The sequence below is a fragment of the Pseudomonas sp. WS 5503 genome (assembly GCF_012985385.1).
GTDB classification, from domain to species: Bacteria; Pseudomonadota; Gammaproteobacteria; order Pseudomonadales; family Pseudomonadaceae; genus Aquipseudomonas; species Aquipseudomonas paracarnis.
Genome location: NZ_JAAQWI010000008.1, coordinates 320,613 through 339,861, shown reverse-complemented (window position 1 = coordinate 339,861; position 19,249 = coordinate 320,613). Strand labels below are relative to the sequence as shown.

Here is a 19,249-nt window from a genome sequence, read left to right as displayed (position 1 = left end):
TTCGAGGAGTTGGTGATGAAAGTTCGTGCATCGGTGAAAAAGCTGTGCCGTAACTGCAAGATTATTCGCCGCGAAGGTGTTGTTCGAGTAATTTGCAGCGCGGAACCGCGTCACAAACAGCGCCAAGGCTGAGTGTGATCCGCTTGAAGCCCGGCAGCTAGTGCGCTGCCGGGTTGATTATTTGTTATTACAGCGATATTATCTCGCGCCCTATTTCTTGGCTTCCGGGGCGTAGGTAGCTGTCAATTGGAGTCCCACTGAATGGCCCGTATTGCAGGCGTTAACATTCCAGATAACAAGCACACTGTTATCTCGCTGACCTACATCTATGGTGTTGGTCGCACTACTGCGCAGAAAATTTGCGCAGTTGCTGGGGTAAACCCAGCCGCTAAGATCAAGGATCTGAGCGACGAGCAGATTGAACAGCTGCGTGGCGAAGTGGCGAAGTTCACCACTGAAGGTGACCTGCGTCGCGAAATCAACATGAAAATCAAGCGTTTGATGGACCTCGGTTGCTATCGCGGTCTGCGTCATCGTCGTGGTCTTCCAGTACGCGGTCAGCGTACCAAGACTAACGCGCGTACCCGTAAAGGTCCGCGTAAGCCGATCCGCAAGTAATCGCCCCAGCGAATCGACAGGAAAATTATCATGGCAAAACCTGCTGCTCGTCCTCGTAAAAAAGTTAAAAAGACAGTGGTTGATGGCATCGCCCACATCCATGCATCTTTTAACAACACAATCGTGACCATCACCGACCGTCAAGGTAACGCGCTTTCTTGGGCTACCTCCGGTGGTTCGGGTTTCCGCGGTTCCCGCAAGTCCACCCCGTTTGCTGCTCAAGTAGCTGCTGAACGTGCTGGTCAAGCTGCGCTGGAATACGGCCTGAAAAACCTCGACGTTAACGTCAAAGGTCCAGGTCCAGGTCGTGAGTCTGCTGTCCGTGCTTTGAACGGCTGTGGCTATAAGATCGCCAGCATCACCGACGTGACGCCAATCCCGCACAACGGGTGCCGTCCGCCGAAGAAGCGCCGCGTGTAATCCAGGAGATTGTAAAGAATGGCTCGTTACATTGGTCCAAAATGCAAACTCGCTCGTCGCGAAGGCACCGATCTCTTCCTGAAGAGCGGCGTGCGCGCGATCGAATCGAAGTGCAACATTGAAGCAGCACCTGGTATCCACGGCCAACGCCGCGGTCGCCAGTCCGACTACGGCACCCAACTGCGTGAAAAGCAGAAGGTCCGTCGTATCTACGGCGTTCTCGAGCGTCAGTTCAGCGGCTACTACAAAGAAGCTGCTGGCAAGAAAGGTGCAACCGGTGAAAACCTGCTGCAACTGCTCGAATGCCGTCTGGACAACGTTGTATACCGTATGGGCTTTGGTTCGACTCGTGCCGAATCCCGTCAGCTGGTATCGCACAAGTCGATCAGCGTTAACGGTCAGACCGTAAACGTTCCGTCCTACCAGGTTCGTGCTGGTGACGTGGTCGCAGTTCGCGAGAAAGCAAAAAACCAACTTCGCATTGTCCAAGCTCTCGATCTGTGTGCCCAACGTGGCCGCGTAGAATGGGTAGAAGTAGACACTGAGAAGAAGTCGGGCGTTTTCAAGAACGTTCCTGCTCGCAGTGATCTGTCCGCCGACATCAACGAAAGCCTGATTGTCGAGCTCTACTCCAAGTAAGGGCTAGAAAATAGGTGCATCCATGCAGATTTCGGTAAATGAGTTCCTGACACCCCGCCACATTGATGTGCAGGTTGTCAGTCCAACCCGCGCCAAAATTACTCTCGAGCCTCTCGAGCGTGGTTTTGGCCACACCCTGGGCAACGCGCTGCGCCGCATCCTGTTGTCCTCAATGCCCGGCTGTGCAGTAGTCGAGGCCGAGATTGACGGTGTGCTCCACGAGTACAGCGCCATCGAAGGTGTACAGGAAGACGTAATTGAAATCCTGTTGAACCTTAAAGGTCTGGCTATCAAGCTGCACGGCCGTGACGAAGTTACGCTGACCTTGTCGAAGAAGGGTTCGGGGGTGGTTACCGCTGCCGATATTCAGCTGGATCATGATGTCGAGATCGTTAACCCCGATCACGTAATCGCTAACCTGGCGTCTAACGGCGCCCTGAACATGAAGCTCACTGTAGCTCGTGGTCGTGGTTATGAACCGGCCGACTCGCGTCAGAGCGATGAAGACGAAAGCCGCAGCATTGGTCGCTTGCAGCTTGACTCTTCGTTCAGCCCGGTTCGCCGTATCGCATACGTGGTGGAAAACGCCCGTGTCGAGCAGCGTACTAACCTGGACAAGCTGGTTATTGATCTGGAAACCAACGGTACCCTGGATCCTGAAGAGGCTATCCGCCGCGCTGCAACCATTCTGCAACAGCAGTTGGCTGCGTTCGTCGACCTCAAAGGTGACAGCGAACCAGTGGTAATCGAGCAGGAAGACGAGATCGATCCGATCCTGCTTCGCCCGGTTGACGATCTGGAACTGACTGTACGTTCGGCGAACTGCCTTAAGGCGGAAAACATTTACTACATCGGTGACCTGATCCAGCGCACCGAAGTAGAACTGTTGAAGACTCCGAACCTGGGCAAGAAATCCTTGACTGAAATCAAGGACGTTCTGGCCTCCCGCGGTCTGTCCCTCGGCATGCGCCTCGACAACTGGCCGCCTGCAAGTCTTAAGAAGGACGACAAGGCGACTGCCTGATCGTCGTAATCACCGAACGTGAGTTTGGTAAGGAATGAACCATGCGTCATCGTAAAAGTGGTCGTCACCTGAGCCGTACCAGCTCGCACCGTAAGGCCATGTTCCAAAACATGGCGGTGTCGCTGTTCGAGCACGAGCTGATCAAAACTACACTGCCGAAAGCTAAAGAACTGCGTCGCGTTGCTGAGCCGCTGATCACTTTGGCCAAGACAGACAGCCTGGCTAACCGCCGTCTGGCTTTCGACCGTACTCGTTCGAAAGCTATCGTTGGTAAGCTCTTCAACGACCTGGGCAAGCGTTACGCTACCCGTGAGGGCGGCTACCTGCGCATCCTCAAGTGCGGTTTCCGCGCTGGCGACAACGCGCCTATGGCGTACGTCGAGTTGGTTGATCGTGCTACTGCCGGCGAAGCTGTAAGCGCCGAGTAATACGACAAGCTGCAACGAAGAACCGGGCCTAGTGCCCGGTTTTTTGTGCGCGTAACACAAGCGCGTTACGTACAAGAATCTTCAGGCGGCACGCTTCACTATGAGCGTCGGGCATGTTGGTAGTTATTTTCTATTGAAGCCTACAATTTAATGAATTTGTAGGTGTCATGTGGATGGTCAATACTCCCTCCAAGCCGATTAGCCGGCAGTTTCAAGCCCGACCTGAGGAAGATGCGCATGAGCCAGAATAAAGTCCTTACCACCGCCAGCGGCGCGCCCGTTGCGGACAATCAGAACTCACGTTCCGCCGGCCCTCGTGGCCCCTTGCTGCTCGACGATTTTCACCTGATCGAGAAGCTCGCTCACTTCAACCGTGAAAATATCCCTGAGCGTCGCGTGCACGCCAAAGGTTCGGGTGCCTTCGGGACCTTCACGGTGACAAAAGACATTACCCAATACACCAGCGCCAAATTGTTCGAGTCCGTTGGCAAGCAGACCCCTACGTTCCTGCGTTTCTCCACGGTAGGTGGAGAGCGCGGTTCGGCCGACACTGAGCGCGATCCACGTGGCTTCGCCTTGAAGTTCTACACCGAGGAAGGCAACTGGGACATCGTCGGTAACAACACCCCTGTGTTCTTTATCCGTGATCCGCTGAAGTTCCCGGATTTTATCCACACCCAGAAACGCCTGCCGCAGAGCAACCTGAAGAGCGCGCAGATGATGTGGGACTTCTGGTCGCACTCACCAGAGGCGTTGCACCAGGTCACCATCCTATTTTCGGACCGCGGGATTCCAGACGGCTACCGTCACATGCACGGTTTCGGCAGCCACACTTACAGCCTGATCAACGCCCAGGGCGAGCGTCATTGGGTGAAGTGGCACTACAAGACCAAGCAAGGCATTAAAAACCTGGCTCCGGCCGAGGCTGCCCGCTTGGCGGGTACCGATCCTGACTACGCCCAGCGCGATCTGTTTGGTGCAATCGAGCGCGGTGACTTCCCCAAGTGGCGCGTGTGCATCCAGATCATGACCGAGGCACAGGCGAACGCCCATTACGAGAACCCGTTTGACGTGACCAAGACCTGGTCGCAAAAAGAATTCCCGTTGATTGAAGTGGGTGAGTTGGAGCTCAATCGTAATCCGCAGAACTACTTCGCCGAAGTCGAGCAGGCCGCATTTGGCCCAAGCAACATGGTCCCAGGCGTTGGCCTGTCGCCAGACCGTATGCTCCAAGGTCGAGTTTTCGCCTACGCCGATGCTCACCGTTATCGTGTGGGCACTAACCACCAGCAACTGCCGGTGAACGCACCACGTAGCCCGGTTAACAGCTACCAGCGTGACGGTTCCATGGCTTTTGGCAGCAATGGTGGGGCGGCTCCGAACTACGAGCCAAACAGCTATGCCGACGCACCGAAACAAGCCCCGCAATATGCAGAGCCAGCACTGGCCCTGAGCGGCGCCGCCGATCGTTACGATCACCGCGAAGATACGGACTACTACAGCCACGCCGGTGCGCTGTTCCGTCTGATGAATGATGAGCAGAAAGCCCTGCTCACCAATAACATCGCCGGTGCTATGGGTGGCGTTTCCAGCGATGTGGTCCAGCGTCAACTGCAGCACTTCTATAAGGCCGACCCGGCTTACGGAGACGCAATCGCAAGGGCACTGGGTGTATCGCTTAACTGACTCTAAACGATAAGCAGAACCGCCCTCATTTGGGCGGTTTTTGCGTTATTTCAGCTACTTTTCTCCGGAAATCTTCACTTTTCTGCCGTTTGTCCCGTGACCTTCAAGTCAGCATGGTTCAAACTACAGTCTTTCAAGCAGGGAGATGTAGGGCGATGCAAGGTCACCCCGACGTAATCGATTACCTCAACACGTTGCTGACGGGCGAACTGGCAGCTCGTGACCAATATTTCATCCATTCGCGTATGTACGAAGACTGGGGCTTTACCGAGCTCTATGAGCGTATCAACCACGAAATGGAAGAAGAGGCACAGCACGCTGACGCCCTGATGCGCCGCATTCTGATGCTCGAAGGCACGCCGCGTATGCGTCCTGATGATCTGGACGTGGGTACCACAGTGCCAGACATGCTCGCTGCCGATCTTCGCCTTGAGTACAAGGTACGTGCCGCACTCTGCAAGGGCATCGAGCTTTGCGAACAGCACAACGACTATGTCACCCGCGAAATATTGCGGGTGCAGTTGAATGACACCGAAGAAGATCACACCTACTGGCTGGAAAAGCAGTTGGGCCTGATCAAGTTGATCGGCCTGGAGAATTACCTGCAATCGCAGTTCTGATTCCCGGTTACAAAAAGCCCCTGTCACCGCAAAGTGGCAGGGGCTTTTTATTGGGCGATGAAAAAATCAGGCCCTGTCGCGTTCCAGCAACGGTTTCAAGTAGTAACCGGTGTGCGATTGAGGCATTTCGGAAACCTGCTCCGGAGTGCCCACTGCGATGATCTGGCCACCCTTAGAACCACCTTCTGGCCCCAGGTCTACCAGCCAGTCGGCAGTCTTGATCACATCAAGGTTGTGCTCGATCACCACCACGGTATTGCCGTGGTCCCGCAAGCGGTGCAGTACGTCCAGCAACTGCTGGATATCCGCGAAGTGCAGGCCAGTGGTCGGCTCATCGAGGATGTACAAGGTTTTGCCGGTATCACGCTTGGACAGCTCGCGAGACAGCTTGACCCGTTGCGCCTCGCCACCCGACAGCGTGGTCGCTGACTGCCCCAGCTTGATGTACGACAGGCCCACATCCATCAGCGTCTGCAGCTTGCGCGCCAGCGCCGGCACTGCGTCGAAGAACTCGCGAGCTTCCTCGATCGTCATCTCCAGGGTTTCATGGATGCTCTTGCCCTTGTACTTGATCTCCAGGGTCTCGCGGTTGTAGCGCTTGCTCTTGCACACATCGCACGGCACGTAGATGTCCGGCAGGAAGTGCATTTCCACCTTGATCAGGCCATCGCCCTGGCACGCTTCACAGCGGCCGCCCTTAACGTTGAACGAGAAGCGGCCCGGCCCATAACCCCGTGAGCGCGACTCTGGCACGCCAGCGAACAACTCACGGATAGGGGTAAACAGCCCGGTGTAGGTGGCTGGGTTGGAGCGAGGCGTACGCCCAATCGGGCTCTGGTCGATGTCGACCACCTTGTCCAGATGCTCCAGGCCCTTGATGCTGTCGTGAGCCGCCGCTTCCAGGGTGGTCGCGCCATTCAGGGCGGTGGCACTCAGTGGGAACAGGGTGTTGTTGATCAGCGTCGACTTGCCCGAACCGGAAACACCGGTCACGCAGGTCAGCAGGCCCAGCGGAATCTCCAAGTCGACATTGCGCAGGTTGTTCCCGCGCGCGCCCTTGAGATGCAGCGCCATCTTCTTGTTACGCGGCGTTCGCTTGGCGGGTACTTCAATCTTCACACGGCCAGACAAGTATTTGCCGGTCAGTGAATCAGGATGTGCCATCACCTCGGCAGGCGTGCCTTCAGCAACGATATGGCCACCATGCACGCCCGCGCCGGGGCCGATATCGACCACGTAGTCCGCCAGGCGGATAGCGTCTTCATCATGCTCGACCACGATCACGGTATTGCCGATATCGCGCAGGTGTTTCAGCGTGCCCAGCAGGCGGTCGTTATCCCGTTGGTGCAAGCCAATCGAGGGTTCGTCGAGGATATACAGCACGCCCACGAGGCCGGCGCCGATCTGGCTGGCCAGGCGAATGCGCTGTGCCTCACCGCCAGACAGGGTATCGGCACTGCGGTCCAGCGACAGATAGTCCAGGCCCACGTTGACCAGGAACTGCAATCGCTCGCGAATCTCCTTGAGGATCTTGTCGGCAATCTCTCCACGACGACCGGTCAGCTTCAGCACGCCAAAGTATTCACAGGCATCGCCGATCGGCAGGTTGGTTACTGCCGGCAGGGTCTTCTCGCCCACCCATACATGCCGGGCTTCACGGCGCAGGCGCGTGCCACGGCAATCCGGGCATGGCTGTGTGCTGAGGAACTTCGCCAGCTCCTCGCGCACGCTCGCCGATTCGGTTTCGCGGTAGCGGCGTTCCAGGTTCGGCACGATGCCTTCGAACGGGTGCGAGCGCTTGACGATATCGCCGCGATCGTTCAGGTATTTGAAGTCGACATTCTGCGAACCGCTGCCATTTAGAATGACCTTCTGCTGGTCTGCCGGAAGTTGGTTGAACGGTACTTCCAGGCTGAACTTGTAGTGGGAGGCCAACGACCCAAGCATCTGGAAGTAGTAGACGTTACGCCTGTCCCATCCGCGTATCGCCCCCTCGGCCAAGGTCAGCTCGCCATTGACCAGGCGCTTGATGTCGAAAAACTGCTTCACACCCAGGCCGTCGCAAGTCGGGCAGGCGCCGGCCGGGTTGTTGAAGGAAAACAGTTTGGGTTCGAGCTCGCTGATGGCATGGCCACAGATCGGGCAGGCGAAGCGTGCGGAGAAGATGATCTCTTCGCCTGGCTCGTCATCCATCGGCGCTACCAGGGCAATGCCATCGGCCAGCTTCAGCGCGGTTTCGAACGATTCCGCCAAACGCTGCTGCAAGTCGGCGCGCACCTTGAATCGGTCGACCACCACATCAATGGAGTGCTTTTTCTGCTTGTCCAGCTTCGGCGCTTCGTCCAGCTCATAGAGCTTGCCGTTGATGCGCGCACGTACAAAACCCTGAGCACGCAGCTCTTCGAAGACCGACAGGTGTTCGCCCTTGCGCTCGCGAATGACAGGCGCCAGCAGCATCAGCTTGGCGCCTTCGGGCTGGGCCAGCACCAGGTCGACCATCTGGCTGACGGTCTGGGCTTCCAGGGGGATATCGTGGTCCGGGCAGCGGGGGATACCCACGCGTGCGTAGAGCAGGCGCAGGTAGTCGTAGATCTCGGTAATGGTACCCACGGTGGAGCGCGGGTTGTGGGACGTGGATTTCTGCTCGATGGAAATAGCCGGCGACAGGCCTTCAATGGTGTCGACATCGGGCTTTTCCATCATCGACAGGAACTGCCGGGCGTAGGCCGACAGCGATTCCACATAGCGACGCTGACCTTCGGCATACAGCGTGTCGAACGCCAGGGACGATTTGCCGGAGCCGGACAAGCCGGTGATGACGATCAGTTTGTCCCGGGGCAGGGTCAGGTCGATGTTCTTCAGGTTGTGGGTTCTAGCCCCACGAATCAGGATCTTGTCCAAGATGGCCTCGCACGGCGGGCGTAAATGATGCCGGAGTATACGGCTAAAGACTGGATGAATATACACTGTCAAAACGCCGCTTGCAGCCTTACATGAAAGCTGCGCGGCAAAGCGCCGCATATACCCTCTCAATCGATGGGACTGGTAGAATCGCCGCCGGTTCACACGAGGTTTTTCCATGCACGATCCCCACAGCGAACGCATGAGTAGCGGCGAGACCCGAGCGGCAAGCGGGCTGGCCCTGGTGTTCGCCTTCCGTATGCTGGGCATGTTTATGGTGTTGCCAGTGCTGGCCACCTATGGGATGGATCTCGCAGGTGCGACCCCCGCCTTGATCGGCCTGGCGATTGGTGCCTATGGCCTGACCCAGGCAATTTTCCAGATCCCGTTCGGGATTATTTCCGACCGCATTGGCCGTCGCCCGGTGATCTATCTCGGGCTGATCGTATTCGCCCTTGGCAGTGTGCTAGCGGCCCAATCCGATTCGATCTGGGGCGTGATCGCCGGCCGCATCCTGCAGGGCGCCGGTGCGATTTCCGCCGCCGTGATGGCGCTGCTGTCGGACCTGACCCGCGAACAACACCGCACCAAGGCCATGGCGATGATCGGCATGACCATCGGCCTGTCGTTTGCCGTGGCCATGGTGGTCGGGCCCTTGCTCACGCGCGCGTTCGGCTTGCATGGGCTGTTCCTGGCCACGGGCGGCATGGCGTTGTTTGGCATCCTGATAGTTGCCTTTATGGTGCCGCGCTCCACCGGTACCCTGCAGCATCGTGAATCGGGCGTCGCACGCAAGGCGTTGCTTCCCACGCTCAAGCACCCGGACCTGCTGCGCCTGGATTTAGGTATCTTCGTATTACACGCCATGCTGATGTGCAGCTTCGTCGCCTTGCCCCTGGCCCTGGTGGAAAAAGCCGGCCTGCCCAAGGAACAGCACTGGTGGGTCTACCTCACTGCGCTGTTGATTTCGTTCTTCGCCATGATCCCGTTCATCATCTATGGCGAGAAGAAACGCAAAATGAAACGAGTTTTACTCGGCGCCGTCGCGACATTGATGCTCACTGAACTATTCTTCTGGCAGTTCGGCGACAGCCTGCGAGCATTGGTGATCGGTACGGTGGTGTTTTTCACCGCCTTCAACCTGCTCGAAGCGTCGTTGCCGTCACTGATCAGTAAAGTTTCACCGGCAGGCGGCAAGGGCACGGCCATGGGGGTGTATTCCACCAGCCAGTTCCTGGGTTCCGCGTTGGGGGGCATCATGGGCGGCTGGATGTTCCAGCATGGCGGTTTGTCGGTTGTGTTCCTCGGATGCGCCGGGCTGGCTGCACTTTGGCTGGTCTTTGCTGTTACCATGCGCGAACCTCCCTACGTCACCAGTCTGCGTTTGCCGCTATCGCCCGAGGCGATCCGCGAAGCCGGCCTGGTAGAGCGCCTGAAGGCTGTCGTAGGGGTAACGGATGCAGTCGTGGTCGCTGAAGAGGCGGCCATTTACATCAAATTGGACACCGAATTATTGGATCGCGCGACGCTCGAGCAACTGGTCAACCCAGTGCCGACAGCGCGCCCAGCCTAGGAGAACGTTATGGCCCGTGGGGTTAACAAAGTCATATTGGTCGGTACTTGCGGCCAGGATCCCGAAGTTCGCTACTTGCCTAACGGTAACGCCGTGACCAACCTGAGCCTGGCGACCAGCGAACAGTGGACCGACAAGCAGACCGGCCAGAAGGTCGAGAAGACCGAATGGCACCGCGTGTCGATGTTCGGCAAGGTTGCGGAGATCGCCGGTGAATACCTGCGCAAAGGTTCGCAGGTGTACATCGAAGGCAAACTGCAAACCCGCGAGTGGGAAAAAGACGGCATCAAGCGTTACACCACCGAAATCGTGGTCGACATGCAAGGCACCATGCAACTGCTGGGCGGCCGTCCACAGGGCGACCAACAGGGCCAGGGCGGCATGTCCAACTCGGCACCGCGCCCACAGCAGTCGCGTCCGCAGCCAAGCCAGCAGCCACAGCGTGAGTCGCGCCCAGCACCACAACAGGCTGCTCCGCAACCGGCTCCGGATTTTGACAGCTTTGATGACGATATCCCGTTCTAAGGTCCAAGACCGACCCTGAACAAACAAAACCCCCGATAGCGAAAGCATCGGGGGTTTTTTATGGTCGACGTGCAGGCGTCGCGCGTGGGGTGCCTTTGTACAGGCAGCACACCAACCCCAGCATTTGTTCTCATGGCTCACAAGATTTAGGCTGGCGCCACCTCTAACAAAGAAGGAAGGCTGTGATGACCTGGTCCGCCAAGCAGTACACGATGTTCGAACAGCAGCGCACTCGCCCCGTCCGTGACCTGGTTGCGGCAATTCCCAACACCGACGTGGGCACCGCAGTCGACCTGGGGTGCGGGCCGGGAAACTCCACTGAAGTGCTGGCCGAACGTTTCCCCCAAGCGCACGTCACTGGCATGGACAGCTCCGATGACATGTTGGCAAATGCCCGCAAGCGCCTGCCCAGGTTGAACTTCGAGCTGGCGGACATCGGCGCCTGGCATCCTGCGCAACGCTTGGATGTGATTCTGGCCAATGCCTCGCTGCAATGGCTGCCCGACCACGCCACGCTCTACCCGCATTTGGTCCACCAACTGAACCCAGGCGGTACGCTAGCGGTGCAAACCCCGGACAACCTTGACGAGCCCGCTCATCGCCTGGCCCGAGAAGTCGCGGCCGATGGCCCATGGTCGGCAAAGATAGGGGCGGTCAAACACAATGAACGGCACACCGCCAGTTACTACTACGAACTGCTGAGCAAGCATTGCAGTACCGTGGACGTGTGGCGCACCACCTATCAACACCCCTTGGCGGACCACGCGGCGGTGGTGGAGTGGTTCAAGGCTTCGGCATTGCGGCCTTTTCTTGCGCCGTTGACGGACGATGAAAAAGCCGCCTTCCTGCAGCAATACCAGGCGCGAATTACCCAGGCTTATCCAGCCCTGGCCGATGGCACGGTGTTGTTGCCCTTTCCGCGGCTGTTCATCATTGCCACACGCTAAAGCGATCAGCCCAGGTGGCGGTCACGCAGCCGCTGCTTGGGCTTTCAGATATTCCTCTGCCGACACTACACCCGCATAGCCAAATGCCAGGGAGGCCATGTACGCCCCGTGCACCTGTGCCGCCGGAATCACCTGGCCGTTGAATTCCTGGTCGCGGGTCGCGCAGGCGTCATGGATCACCGTAACCTTGTAGCCCAGGTCCGCTGCCGCCCGCACCACGGCGTCAACGCACATATGGCTCATGCTACCCACCACCACCACATCGGTGATGCTGCGCTGTTCCAGCAATTCGCGCAGGTTGGTTTGGCGAAACGCATTCACGAAGTGTTTGAGCACCACCGGTTCATCGCCCTCGTTGAGCACCTTGGCATGCAAATGCGCGCCTTCGGAGCCCGGTGTGAAGAACGGTGCGTCGTCGCCAGCGAACTCATGCCGTACATGAATCACCGCATCGCCTGCCTGCCGAAACGCCTGGAGCACCTGCGCCGCCTTGTCCGCTGCGGCTTCCACGCCGTCGAGCGGCCACTTGCCCTGGGGGAAGTAGTCGTTCTGGATATCGATTAGGATGAGCGCCTGCTTGGCCATGTGTGTTGCCTCGTGATGGGTTGATGGGCCTAGTATCTTAGCTGGCGATCACACCGAGAATTGGCTGCACCGACAATAACAGGGGGAAAACTGACAATGGCCGCGCAACGCAGCACTGTCGAGCTGGGTGTGTTGATCTACCAGGGCGCACAACTCGCCGCAGTCCACGGGCTGACCGACCTGTTCGGGGTCGCTAACCGCATCGCCGCCGAGCATGAATCTGCGCAATTACCGCTGCTGCGGGTCAGCCACTGGCAGGTAGATGCCCACGGCACGCCCGCGCGCACGTTCGACAGCCACCCAGGCCCCGAGCAACCGATGATGGCCGTGTTGGTGCCGCCCTCGATTGCAGAGTTCACCGAAGACCAGGCGCCGCCTGCGCTGCTGGAATGGCTGCGCCTGCAACATGCGGGCGGCACCGTGCTGGGCGGCGTGTGCATCGGCTCGATCATGCTGGCACGCAGCGGCCTGCTGGATGGCCGCAGTGCCACCACCCACTGGTCCTCCGCGAAGTCTTTTGCGGCCTGTTACCCGGCGGTGCGACTGGAAGCGGATAAACCTATTGTCGATGACGGCGACCTGATCACCTCCGCTGGGCTGATGGCTTGGTCGGAATTGGGCCTGCGCCTGGTCGATCGGCTTATGGGGCCGAGCATTGCAGCTGACACTGCGCGCTTTCTGGTGATCGAGCACAGCGCCAGTGCCAGCCAGTGCGGTAGCAACTTTGCGCCGATTCTCAGGCATGGTGATGGTGCGGTCCTCAAGGTCCAGCATTGGCTGCAGGCCAGTGGTGCGGTGGATGTGTCCGTGGCGGCGATGGCGCAGGAGGCGAACCTGGAGGAGCGCACGTTCTTGCGCCGCTTTCGCAACGCCACCGGGCTGAAACCCACCGAGTACTGTCAGCATCTGCGAGTCGGCAAGGCGCGGCAGATGCTGGAGTTCACCAACGGCACGATCGATCACATTGCCTGGACCGTGGGCTATCAGGACCCCAGCGCCTTTCGCGTCATCTTCAAGAAAATCACCGGCCTGTCCCCCAGCGATTACCGCAACCGCTTCGGGGTTTGAATCGTGCAGAACGCCGCAGGCTTCTCCCCGGGTCGTGCAGAATAAAACAGGCTAACGGCCATCACCCTTTGCGCAACTGATTGATTTAACAGCTCTTCCCTCAATCCCAGCGTTGGCCTGATCCATGCAACCTCACTGCTACACAAAGGTTGATAGAAAAGGGGACCGCATGACCCCCATAAGTCGCAAGAAGTTGGTGGTCGCCCACTCCATGCGAGAGGGGGCGCCCCTGCATGAAATCGAAACCAACCGCGCCCTCGCACGCTGGCTCGCGCAGATCCTGGGGCTCAAGTTCGGTGGCAGTTACGACCCGGCCCTGCATGCGGGTCGGGAGTTGTATCTGCTGCCCACGCAAACCCTGGTCGGGCCAGCCCAAGCGCGCCAGCTCAATATCAAGGGGCCACAAGATCTGTGGGGCGGCTATGTCGATCACGCGTTCATCTGCACCAAAGCCATCAGTCACGGGCTGCTGAGTCCCGAGGCCAAGGCGCCCGAAGGCTGGTCGCCGTCATTCTGCGAGCGTGTGCGTGACGTGGTGTTGGACGGTGTGAGTGTGTTCGCCCTTGAGGATGCACGGCCTGCCGCGACCCGCTTGCTCTACAGCGGCCCGATTCGTCTGAAACCCGTAAATGCCTGTGCAGGGCGGGGGCAGGAAGTTATCCACAGCCTGGATGAGTTCGACGCGATAGTGGCGCGCCCGGAAGCGGCCCGAATGTTCAATGAAGGTGTGGTGCTGGAACAAGACCTGCACGCGGTGGTCACCCACAGTGTAGGCCAGAGCTTTATCGGCGATCACCTCTTCAGCTACTGCGGCGAGCAGCACCTGACGCAAGACGGGCAGGGGGAAGAGGTCTACGGCGGTTCCGATCTGCTGGTCGTCCCCGGTGATTACGCTGCCCTGCTCAAACTGGATCTGCCTGAAGACGTGCGTGAGGCCATCGAACAGGCGCTGGTTTTCGACCGTGCTGCGAATGAGGCCTACCCAGGCTTCTTCGCCTCGCGCCGCAACTACGACATCGCCCAAGGCCTGGACAGCACAGGCCAGCGCCGCAGTGGTGTGCTCGAACAATCCTGGCGCATGGGCGGGGCCAGCAGCGCGGAAGTCGCGGCGTTGCAGAGTTTTATCAACCATCCGGGCCTTAAGGCCATCCGTGTGTCCTCGGTAGAAACCTATGTAGACCAGGCGCTGCCGGCGGATGCCATCGAGGTATACCGAGGCCCGGCCGAAAACAGCGACTTTCTACTCAAGTATGTGACGGTCAAGACTTATGACGGCTAGAAGCGAGAGCATCACCATCGATATAGACGACGAACAGATGAGCGGGACATTCCTCAGTCCCAAGTCCAAAGTGCCCGGCGTGTTGTTCGTGCACGGCTGGGGCGGCAGCCAGGAGCGCGACCTGGAGCGGGCCAAAGGCATCGCAGGCCTTGGATGTGTATGCCTGACCTTCGACCTGCGTGGCCATGCTGGCACCGGCATCCCCTTGTCCCGCGTCACCCGCGAAGACAACCTGCGCGACCTGTTGGCCGCTTACGATCGCCTGCTGTCCCACCCGGCTATCGACACCTCGGCGGTGGCAGTGGTGGGCACCAGTTATGGCGGGTACCTCGCGGCGATCCTCACCTCATTGCGCCCGGTACGTTGGCTGGCGCTGCGAGTGCCGGCGCTGTACCGCGACCAGGAATGGCTCAAGCCCAAGCGCGACTTGGATAAAGCCGACCTGATGGATTACCGCGGCACCCTCGTGCACGCCGAAACCAACCGCGCCCTGCATGCCTGCGCGCAATTTACCGGCGATGTGCTGATTGTCGAGTCGGAAACCGACGACCATGTGCCCCACGCCACCATCATGAGTTACCGCGCAGCGTGCCAGCAGACCCATTCGCTGACCCACCGCATCATCGACGGCGCCGACCATTCCCTGAGCGACCCGGTGTCGCAGCAGGCGTACACCTCGATCCTGGTGGACTGGATTACCGAGATGGTGGTGGGGGAGCGGTTGAGCATCATTCAGGCCCGATAGTCGTTGCCCTTGTGATCGCTATCGCGGGCAAGCCTGGCACCACCTTGGAATGCATTCCCCTGTGGGAGCCGGGCTTGCCCGCGATAGCGATTCAACAGTCACCACCGCCTCATCAGGCTGTCTTCTTCACTCGCAACGCCTTGGCCTTGGCCTCCACCCCCAAATACATCACCAATGCAATCAACAACGGGCAGATAAAGTAAATCGCCCGATACGCGATCAGCCCCGCCAGCAAACTCCCCCGCGACGCCTCATGTTGCAACAGCGCAATGAACACCGCCTCCAACACCCCCAACCCGGCGGGGATATGGGTGACCACCCCGGCAATCGCACTGATCAACAGCACGCCCAGCACCAGTGGGTAATCCAGTTTGGCCGGCAGCAAGGTAAAGATCACCGCGGCCATCAATGACCAGTTCAACGCACCCAGGGCCAACTGCAAACAGGCCATGCGCAACGACGGCAAGTTGATCTCGATACCGCGAATCGACCACGCACGCTTTTTCGAAAACCGGCACGCCGCCAGGTAGCCCAGGCTCGCGATCACCAATAACACCCCGACGCCTTGCAAGGCGCCGCTGCTGAGCTTCCAGCCTGGCGGCAGGGTCACCAACCCGCTGCTGAACACCACCCCGGCCAACACCATATAGCCGAACCAATTGGTGGCCAGGCTCAGGCCGAGGATCTTGGCGATATTGCTGGTGCTCACGCCCAGGCGTGAATACAGCCGATACCGCATGGCGATGCCGCCGACCCAGGCGCTGAGGTTGAGGTTGAACGCGTAGCTGATGATGCCCACCGGCAATATCTGCTTCCAACGCAACGGCTGGCGAATGTAGGTGCGGCCGATCAAATCGAAGCAGGCATAGACGATAAAACTGCACAGCGTCAGCGCGCCGGCGATGAACAATGTGCGTAGCTTGAACTCGCTCAGGGTCTGGAACACTTCGCTCCAGTCGATGCGCCGGGCGAGCAGGGTAAACAACACGATCAGCAGCACGAAGAACGCAATCGTCAGCGGTTTCTTCCAGCGCTTGAACCCCGAGGCTTGCGTTTGGGGGCGGGCTTCAGACGTCATGGGGCGTGGCCTCAAAAGGTTTCAAGCGCGGTTTGTGGGCCGGCAACCAACTGGCCAGTACCGGGAAATGGCGCATCACATGAAACACCAGGAAACCTACGGTCAAGCGCCAGAGCCACAGGCGTGGCTTGCGCTTTTCCGGCATGGTCTGGCAATGATTGTGGGCGAGGGCTTCCAGGCGTTCGTAGAGCTGCTGATTGAAAGCCCGGTCGCGAATCAGCACATTGGCCTCCAGGTTCAATGCCAGGCTGAGTGGGTCCAGGTTGCTCGAACCGACGGTGCTCCATTCGTCATCCACCAGCGCCACCTTGCCGTGCAGTGGGCGTTGGCAGTATTCGTGAATCACCACGCCATCCTTGAGCAAGTAGTCATAGAGCATGCGCGCGGCAAGTTTTGCCAACAGCACGTCGGGCTGGCCCTGCATGATCAATTGCACCTGCACGCCACGGCGCGCCGCGTTACGGATCTCGCGAAGCAGGCGATAGCCGGGGAAGAAGTACGCGTTGGCGATCACCACCCGCTGCCGGGCCTGGCTCAAGGCGTGGATATACGCGTCTTCGATGTCGTCACGATGCTGGATATTGTCGCGGTAGATCAGGCGTACCAGGCCGTCGCCTGGCTCGTTCGTCCAGGGTGAAGGCCGCTGCTGGCGCCGCCGCCAACCGCGACGGCTGCGCACCTGGCGGCCACTTTGGGCAAGGGCGAAATGGTGCAGGTCGGCCACGGCCGGGCCGATCACCTGCACGGCGTAATCCTGCTTGGCTTCGGGGCCGAAATCCGCCAAGTGGTCAGCAGAAAAATTGATCCCGCCGATAAACGCCACGCGGGCATCCACCACCACAATCTTGCGGTGCAGGCGGCGAAACCAGTTAGTGCGTATGCCGAAGGTCTTGGGCGCCGGGTCGAACATTTGCACCATCACCCCGGCTTCGGCCAACTCCCGCAGGAAGCCCGGGCTCAGCTCGCCGCAACCAAAACCGTCGAGGCTGACCACCACCTTCACCCCGCGCTGGGCCGCCTCGATGAGGATGCTGTGCAGCTCAAAGCCGACCTTGTCTTCAAAAAGGATGAAGGTCTCCAGCAGGATCTCGCGCTCGGCGCTGCGCAATGCCTCGAACACGGCAGGAAAGTACGCCTCGCCGTTCTCCAGCAACACCACCTGGTTGCCGCTCTGCCAGCCGTAATCCAGATCTCGCGCCTTGCTGTCATCTGGCGGTTGGTCTGTGGCGATATGGTCTACCGCAACGTTCATAGCTCAACCTCCACCGACAGCGGCACATGGTCTGATAAATGGGACCAGGGACGAGTGGTGAGCACGCGAGGGTTGTGCACCGTCAGGTTGCGCACATAAATGCGGTCCAGCGGCAGCAACGGCAGGCGTGCCGGGAAGGTGCGCGCCGGTTTGCCGAGGGTGTGCATGAACACTTCCTGCAGGCCGCTTTGGCTCAGGTCGGCTTTTTGCCGCCAGTCGTTGAAATCGCCAGCGACCACCAACGGCGCATCGGCGGGAATCTCGCTGATACGTTGTTCCAGCAAGCGCAATTGTTGTTGGCGATGCACCTCGCGCAAGCCCAGGTGGATGCAGATCGCGTGCACCTGCTGGCCGCTGCCCGGCAGGCGCAACACGCAATGCAGCAGGCCGCGGTTTTCATGGCCGCTTTGCGAAATATCGAGGTTGTCGTAGCGGATGATCTGGAATTTCGACAGCAGTGCATTGCCATGATCGCCATGGGGGTACACCGCATTGCGCCCATAGGCAAACTGCGGCCAGATGCTGTCGGCGAGGAATTCATACTGCGGCATTTTTGGCCAGTCGCTGTAGCGCTGGGGATGGCGTTCGTGAGTGCCATGGATCTCCTGCAAGAACACCATGTCTGCGCCCACGCTGCGCACCGCTTCACGCAGCTCGGGCAAGATGAAACGGCGATTCAGTGCGGTGAAACCCTTGTGGATATTAACCGTCAGCACCGTGAAACGGGTGATGGCGGTGGTCGGCGGGGTGGGGATCAGCTCTGGATGCGTCATGGCAATACTCCTGGTTCCGGCAGCCGGCCAGGTTCGGTGAGCAGGTGTTGGTCCAGCCCGAAACGTTGCAGCAATTGGCGTGCATCGAAGGGGGCGCGAACTTTGATGTCGTTGTCGAAAAAGCAGAACACGTCACGGTGTTTACGCCTGCGGGGTGTGTGGTGCGGGTCGACGAGGTGTGCATCGGCAGGCTGCTTGCCCTGGGCCCAGCGCTCGATGCGGTCGCCCCAGCGCTGGAGCGCTTCGGCGCTATAACCGCTGGCGTATAACTGCTTGTCGCCGTGCAAGCGCAGGTACATGAAGTTGGCGGTCACGTCTTCCACGTACGGCCACTTGCCGGCGGTGTCCGCGACCACCAGCGCCACACCGTGCTTATCCAGCAGTTGGATGAACTCCGGCACGGCAAAACTCTTGTTGCGAATCTCCACGGCATGGCGCAAAGGCTTCTTGGCATAGGCCTTCATGCTCGCCTTGCCGTTCAGGCGTGGCTCATGCTGGCGGGCGAGGGCGGCTGCCTGCTGGGTATCGGTAGGTAATTCAGCCAAAAAGGTTTCGAACAGCGTGGCGTCGAATTTGAAGCTGGGCGGAAACTGCCAGAGGATGGGGCCAAGTTTTTCTTTGAGTTCCAGCACGCCGGAAGCGAAGAAATTCGCCATCGGCTTGTGCACGTCCCGCAGGCGCAGGATATGCGTGATGAAACGGGGCGCCTTGACACTGAACAGGAAACCTTCGGGCGTATCGGCATACCACTCGGCGTAGCGCTTGGGGGTTTGCAGCGCGTAGAACGAGCCGTTGATTTCGATGCTGTTGACGGCGCGTGACGCAAACTGCAACTCGCGTTTCTGGGTCAGCCCTTCGGGGTAAAAGTCCCCGCGCCAGGGCGTGTAGCGCCAGCCGGAAATGCCGATGTGAATCGCCGCCATGTTTACTCCCGTGGATGGTGGGTGAGGTGACCTCCGTTATGGGATGACTGCGCTATTTGGCTGAAAGTTTCCACATTCCTACAGGCGGTAATAGGGGTGAAATGCGGGAGGGGCATTGCAAATGCAGGGAACGATAAAGGCCCCAGCTCGTCAGTTCCTTACACA

The 19,249-nt window shown here is 59.2% G+C and carries 20 protein-coding genes; 14 read left to right on the top strand and 6 right to left on the bottom strand.

Annotated elements, in window-relative coordinates; genetic code table 11:
* The first annotated feature begins 15 nt into the window (after window positions 1-15).
* From rpmJ to bfr, 8 genes are all read left to right on the top strand, one after another.
* Entirely contained in the window at window positions 16-132 is a 117-nt protein-coding gene (gene rpmJ / locus HBO10_RS21475; RefSeq protein WP_002555468.1) for a 50S ribosomal protein L36, read from the top strand.
* Window positions 133-261: 129 nt separating this feature from the next.
* Complete coding sequence (rpsM, locus tag HBO10_RS21470) at window positions 262-618, top strand: 30S ribosomal protein S13 (RefSeq protein WP_003194635.1); 357 nt, start codon at window positions 262-264, stop codon at window positions 616-618.
* A 30-nt stretch (window positions 619-648) separates the two neighbouring features.
* On the top strand, window positions 649-1,038 hold the full coding sequence (rpsK, locus tag HBO10_RS21465; RefSeq protein ID WP_002555466.1) for a 30S ribosomal protein S11: 390 nt from the start codon (window positions 649-651) through the stop codon (window positions 1,036-1,038).
* 18 nt (window positions 1,039-1,056) lie between these two features.
* Window positions 1,057-1,677, top strand: coding sequence for a 30S ribosomal protein S4 (gene rpsD, locus HBO10_RS21460; protein ID WP_003176404.1), 621 nt, complete (start codon window positions 1,057-1,059; stop codon window positions 1,675-1,677).
* Between the two features lie 22 nt (window positions 1,678-1,699).
* Complete coding sequence (rpoA, locus tag HBO10_RS21455; protein ID WP_003176403.1) at window positions 1,700-2,701, top strand: DNA-directed RNA polymerase subunit alpha; 1,002 nt, start codon at window positions 1,700-1,702, stop codon at window positions 2,699-2,701.
* Window positions 2,702-2,742: 41 nt separating this feature from the next.
* Window positions 2,743-3,129 carry a 50S ribosomal protein L17 gene (gene rplQ, locus HBO10_RS21450; protein WP_003176402.1) on the top strand — a complete coding sequence of 129 codons (387 nt, stop codon included), beginning with the start codon at window positions 2,743-2,745 and terminating at the stop codon, window positions 3,127-3,129.
* 237 nt (window positions 3,130-3,366) lie between these two features.
* The gene (locus HBO10_RS21445; RefSeq protein WP_034125919.1) at window positions 3,367-4,815 is read left to right on the top strand and encodes a catalase; all 1,449 of its coding nucleotides are present in this window, start codon (window positions 3,367-3,369) and stop codon (window positions 4,813-4,815) included.
* Window positions 4,816-4,970: 155 nt separating this feature from the next.
* Window positions 4,971-5,435, top strand: a complete 465-nt coding sequence (gene bfr, locus HBO10_RS21440; protein ID WP_003176400.1) for a bacterioferritin — start codon at window positions 4,971-4,973, stop codon at window positions 5,433-5,435.
* Window positions 5,436-5,501: 66 nt separating this feature from the next.
* Here the strand turns inward: bfr and uvrA are convergent, their stop codons facing one another.
* The gene (uvrA, locus tag HBO10_RS21435) at window positions 5,502-8,336 is read right to left on the bottom strand and encodes an excinuclease ABC subunit UvrA (protein WP_003194630.1); all 2,835 of its coding nucleotides are present in this window, start codon (window positions 8,334-8,336) and stop codon (window positions 5,502-5,504) included.
* 178 nt (window positions 8,337-8,514) lie between these two features.
* Here uvrA and HBO10_RS21430 point away from each other — a divergent pair, with 178 nt between their 5' ends.
* The 3 genes from HBO10_RS21430 to tam all read left to right on the top strand — a co-directional run bounded on the left by HBO10_RS21430 (window position 8,515) and on the right by tam (window position 11,381).
* Complete coding sequence (locus tag HBO10_RS21430) at window positions 8,515-9,909, top strand: MFS transporter (RefSeq protein WP_014720149.1); 1,395 nt, start codon at window positions 8,515-8,517, stop codon at window positions 9,907-9,909.
* 9 nt (window positions 9,910-9,918) lie between these two features.
* Window positions 9,919-10,434, top strand: coding sequence for a single-stranded DNA-binding protein (locus tag HBO10_RS21425; protein WP_003232445.1), 516 nt, complete (start codon window positions 9,919-9,921; stop codon window positions 10,432-10,434).
* 185 nt (window positions 10,435-10,619) lie between these two features.
* On the top strand, window positions 10,620-11,381 hold the full coding sequence (gene tam, locus HBO10_RS21420; protein WP_034125920.1) for a trans-aconitate 2-methyltransferase: 762 nt from the start codon (window positions 10,620-10,622) through the stop codon (window positions 11,379-11,381).
* A 21-nt stretch (window positions 11,382-11,402) separates the two neighbouring features.
* Here tam and HBO10_RS21415 read toward each other — a convergent pair whose 3' ends face one another.
* Complete coding sequence (locus HBO10_RS21415) at window positions 11,403-11,966, bottom strand: cysteine hydrolase family protein (RefSeq protein ID WP_032895077.1); 564 nt, start codon at window positions 11,964-11,966, stop codon at window positions 11,403-11,405.
* A gap of 96 nt (window positions 11,967-12,062) precedes the next feature.
* On the opposite strand from HBO10_RS21415, the gene HBO10_RS21410 reads away from it, so the two are divergent.
* The 3 genes from HBO10_RS21410 to HBO10_RS21400 all read left to right on the top strand — a co-directional run bounded on the left by HBO10_RS21410 (window position 12,063) and on the right by HBO10_RS21400 (window position 15,058).
* Entirely contained in the window at window positions 12,063-13,034 is a 972-nt protein-coding gene (locus tag HBO10_RS21410; RefSeq protein WP_034125921.1) for a GlxA family transcriptional regulator, read from the top strand.
* 169 nt (window positions 13,035-13,203) lie between these two features.
* Window positions 13,204-14,313, top strand: coding sequence for a DUF3182 family protein (locus tag HBO10_RS21405; RefSeq protein ID WP_034125922.1), 1,110 nt, complete (start codon window positions 13,204-13,206; stop codon window positions 14,311-14,313).
* On the top strand, window positions 14,303-15,058 hold the full coding sequence (locus tag HBO10_RS21400) for an alpha/beta fold hydrolase (protein ID WP_019818878.1): 756 nt from the start codon (window positions 14,303-14,305) through the stop codon (window positions 15,056-15,058). The genes HBO10_RS21405 and HBO10_RS21400 overlap by 11 nt, the downstream gene beginning before the upstream one ends.
* Before the next feature lie 112 nt (window positions 15,059-15,170).
* Here HBO10_RS21400 and HBO10_RS21395 read toward each other — a convergent pair whose 3' ends face one another.
* The 4 genes from HBO10_RS21395 to HBO10_RS21380 are packed head-to-tail and all read right to left on the bottom strand — an operon-like array spanning window position 15,171 to window position 19,084.
* Window positions 15,171-16,136 (bottom strand): lysylphosphatidylglycerol synthase domain-containing protein, encoded by a 966-nt coding sequence (locus HBO10_RS21395; protein WP_034125923.1) that lies wholly within the window; start codon window positions 16,134-16,136, stop codon window positions 15,171-15,173.
* Window positions 16,126-17,388: a cardiolipin synthase ClsB gene (gene clsB, locus HBO10_RS21390; RefSeq protein WP_034125924.1), complete on the bottom strand. Its 1,263-nt coding sequence runs from the start codon at window positions 17,386-17,388 to the stop codon at window positions 16,126-16,128. Before clsB ends, HBO10_RS21395 begins: the two co-directional genes overlap by 11 nt.
* Complete coding sequence (locus tag HBO10_RS21385) at window positions 17,385-18,161, bottom strand: endonuclease/exonuclease/phosphatase family protein (protein WP_032895083.1); 777 nt, start codon at window positions 18,159-18,161, stop codon at window positions 17,385-17,387. The genes clsB and HBO10_RS21385 overlap by 4 nt, the downstream gene beginning before the upstream one ends.
* Window positions 18,158-19,084 (bottom strand): DUF72 domain-containing protein, encoded by a 927-nt coding sequence (locus HBO10_RS21380; RefSeq protein WP_034125925.1) that lies wholly within the window; start codon window positions 19,082-19,084, stop codon window positions 18,158-18,160. Before HBO10_RS21380 ends, HBO10_RS21385 begins: the two co-directional genes overlap by 4 nt.
* Window positions 19,085-19,249 lie beyond the last annotated feature (165 nt).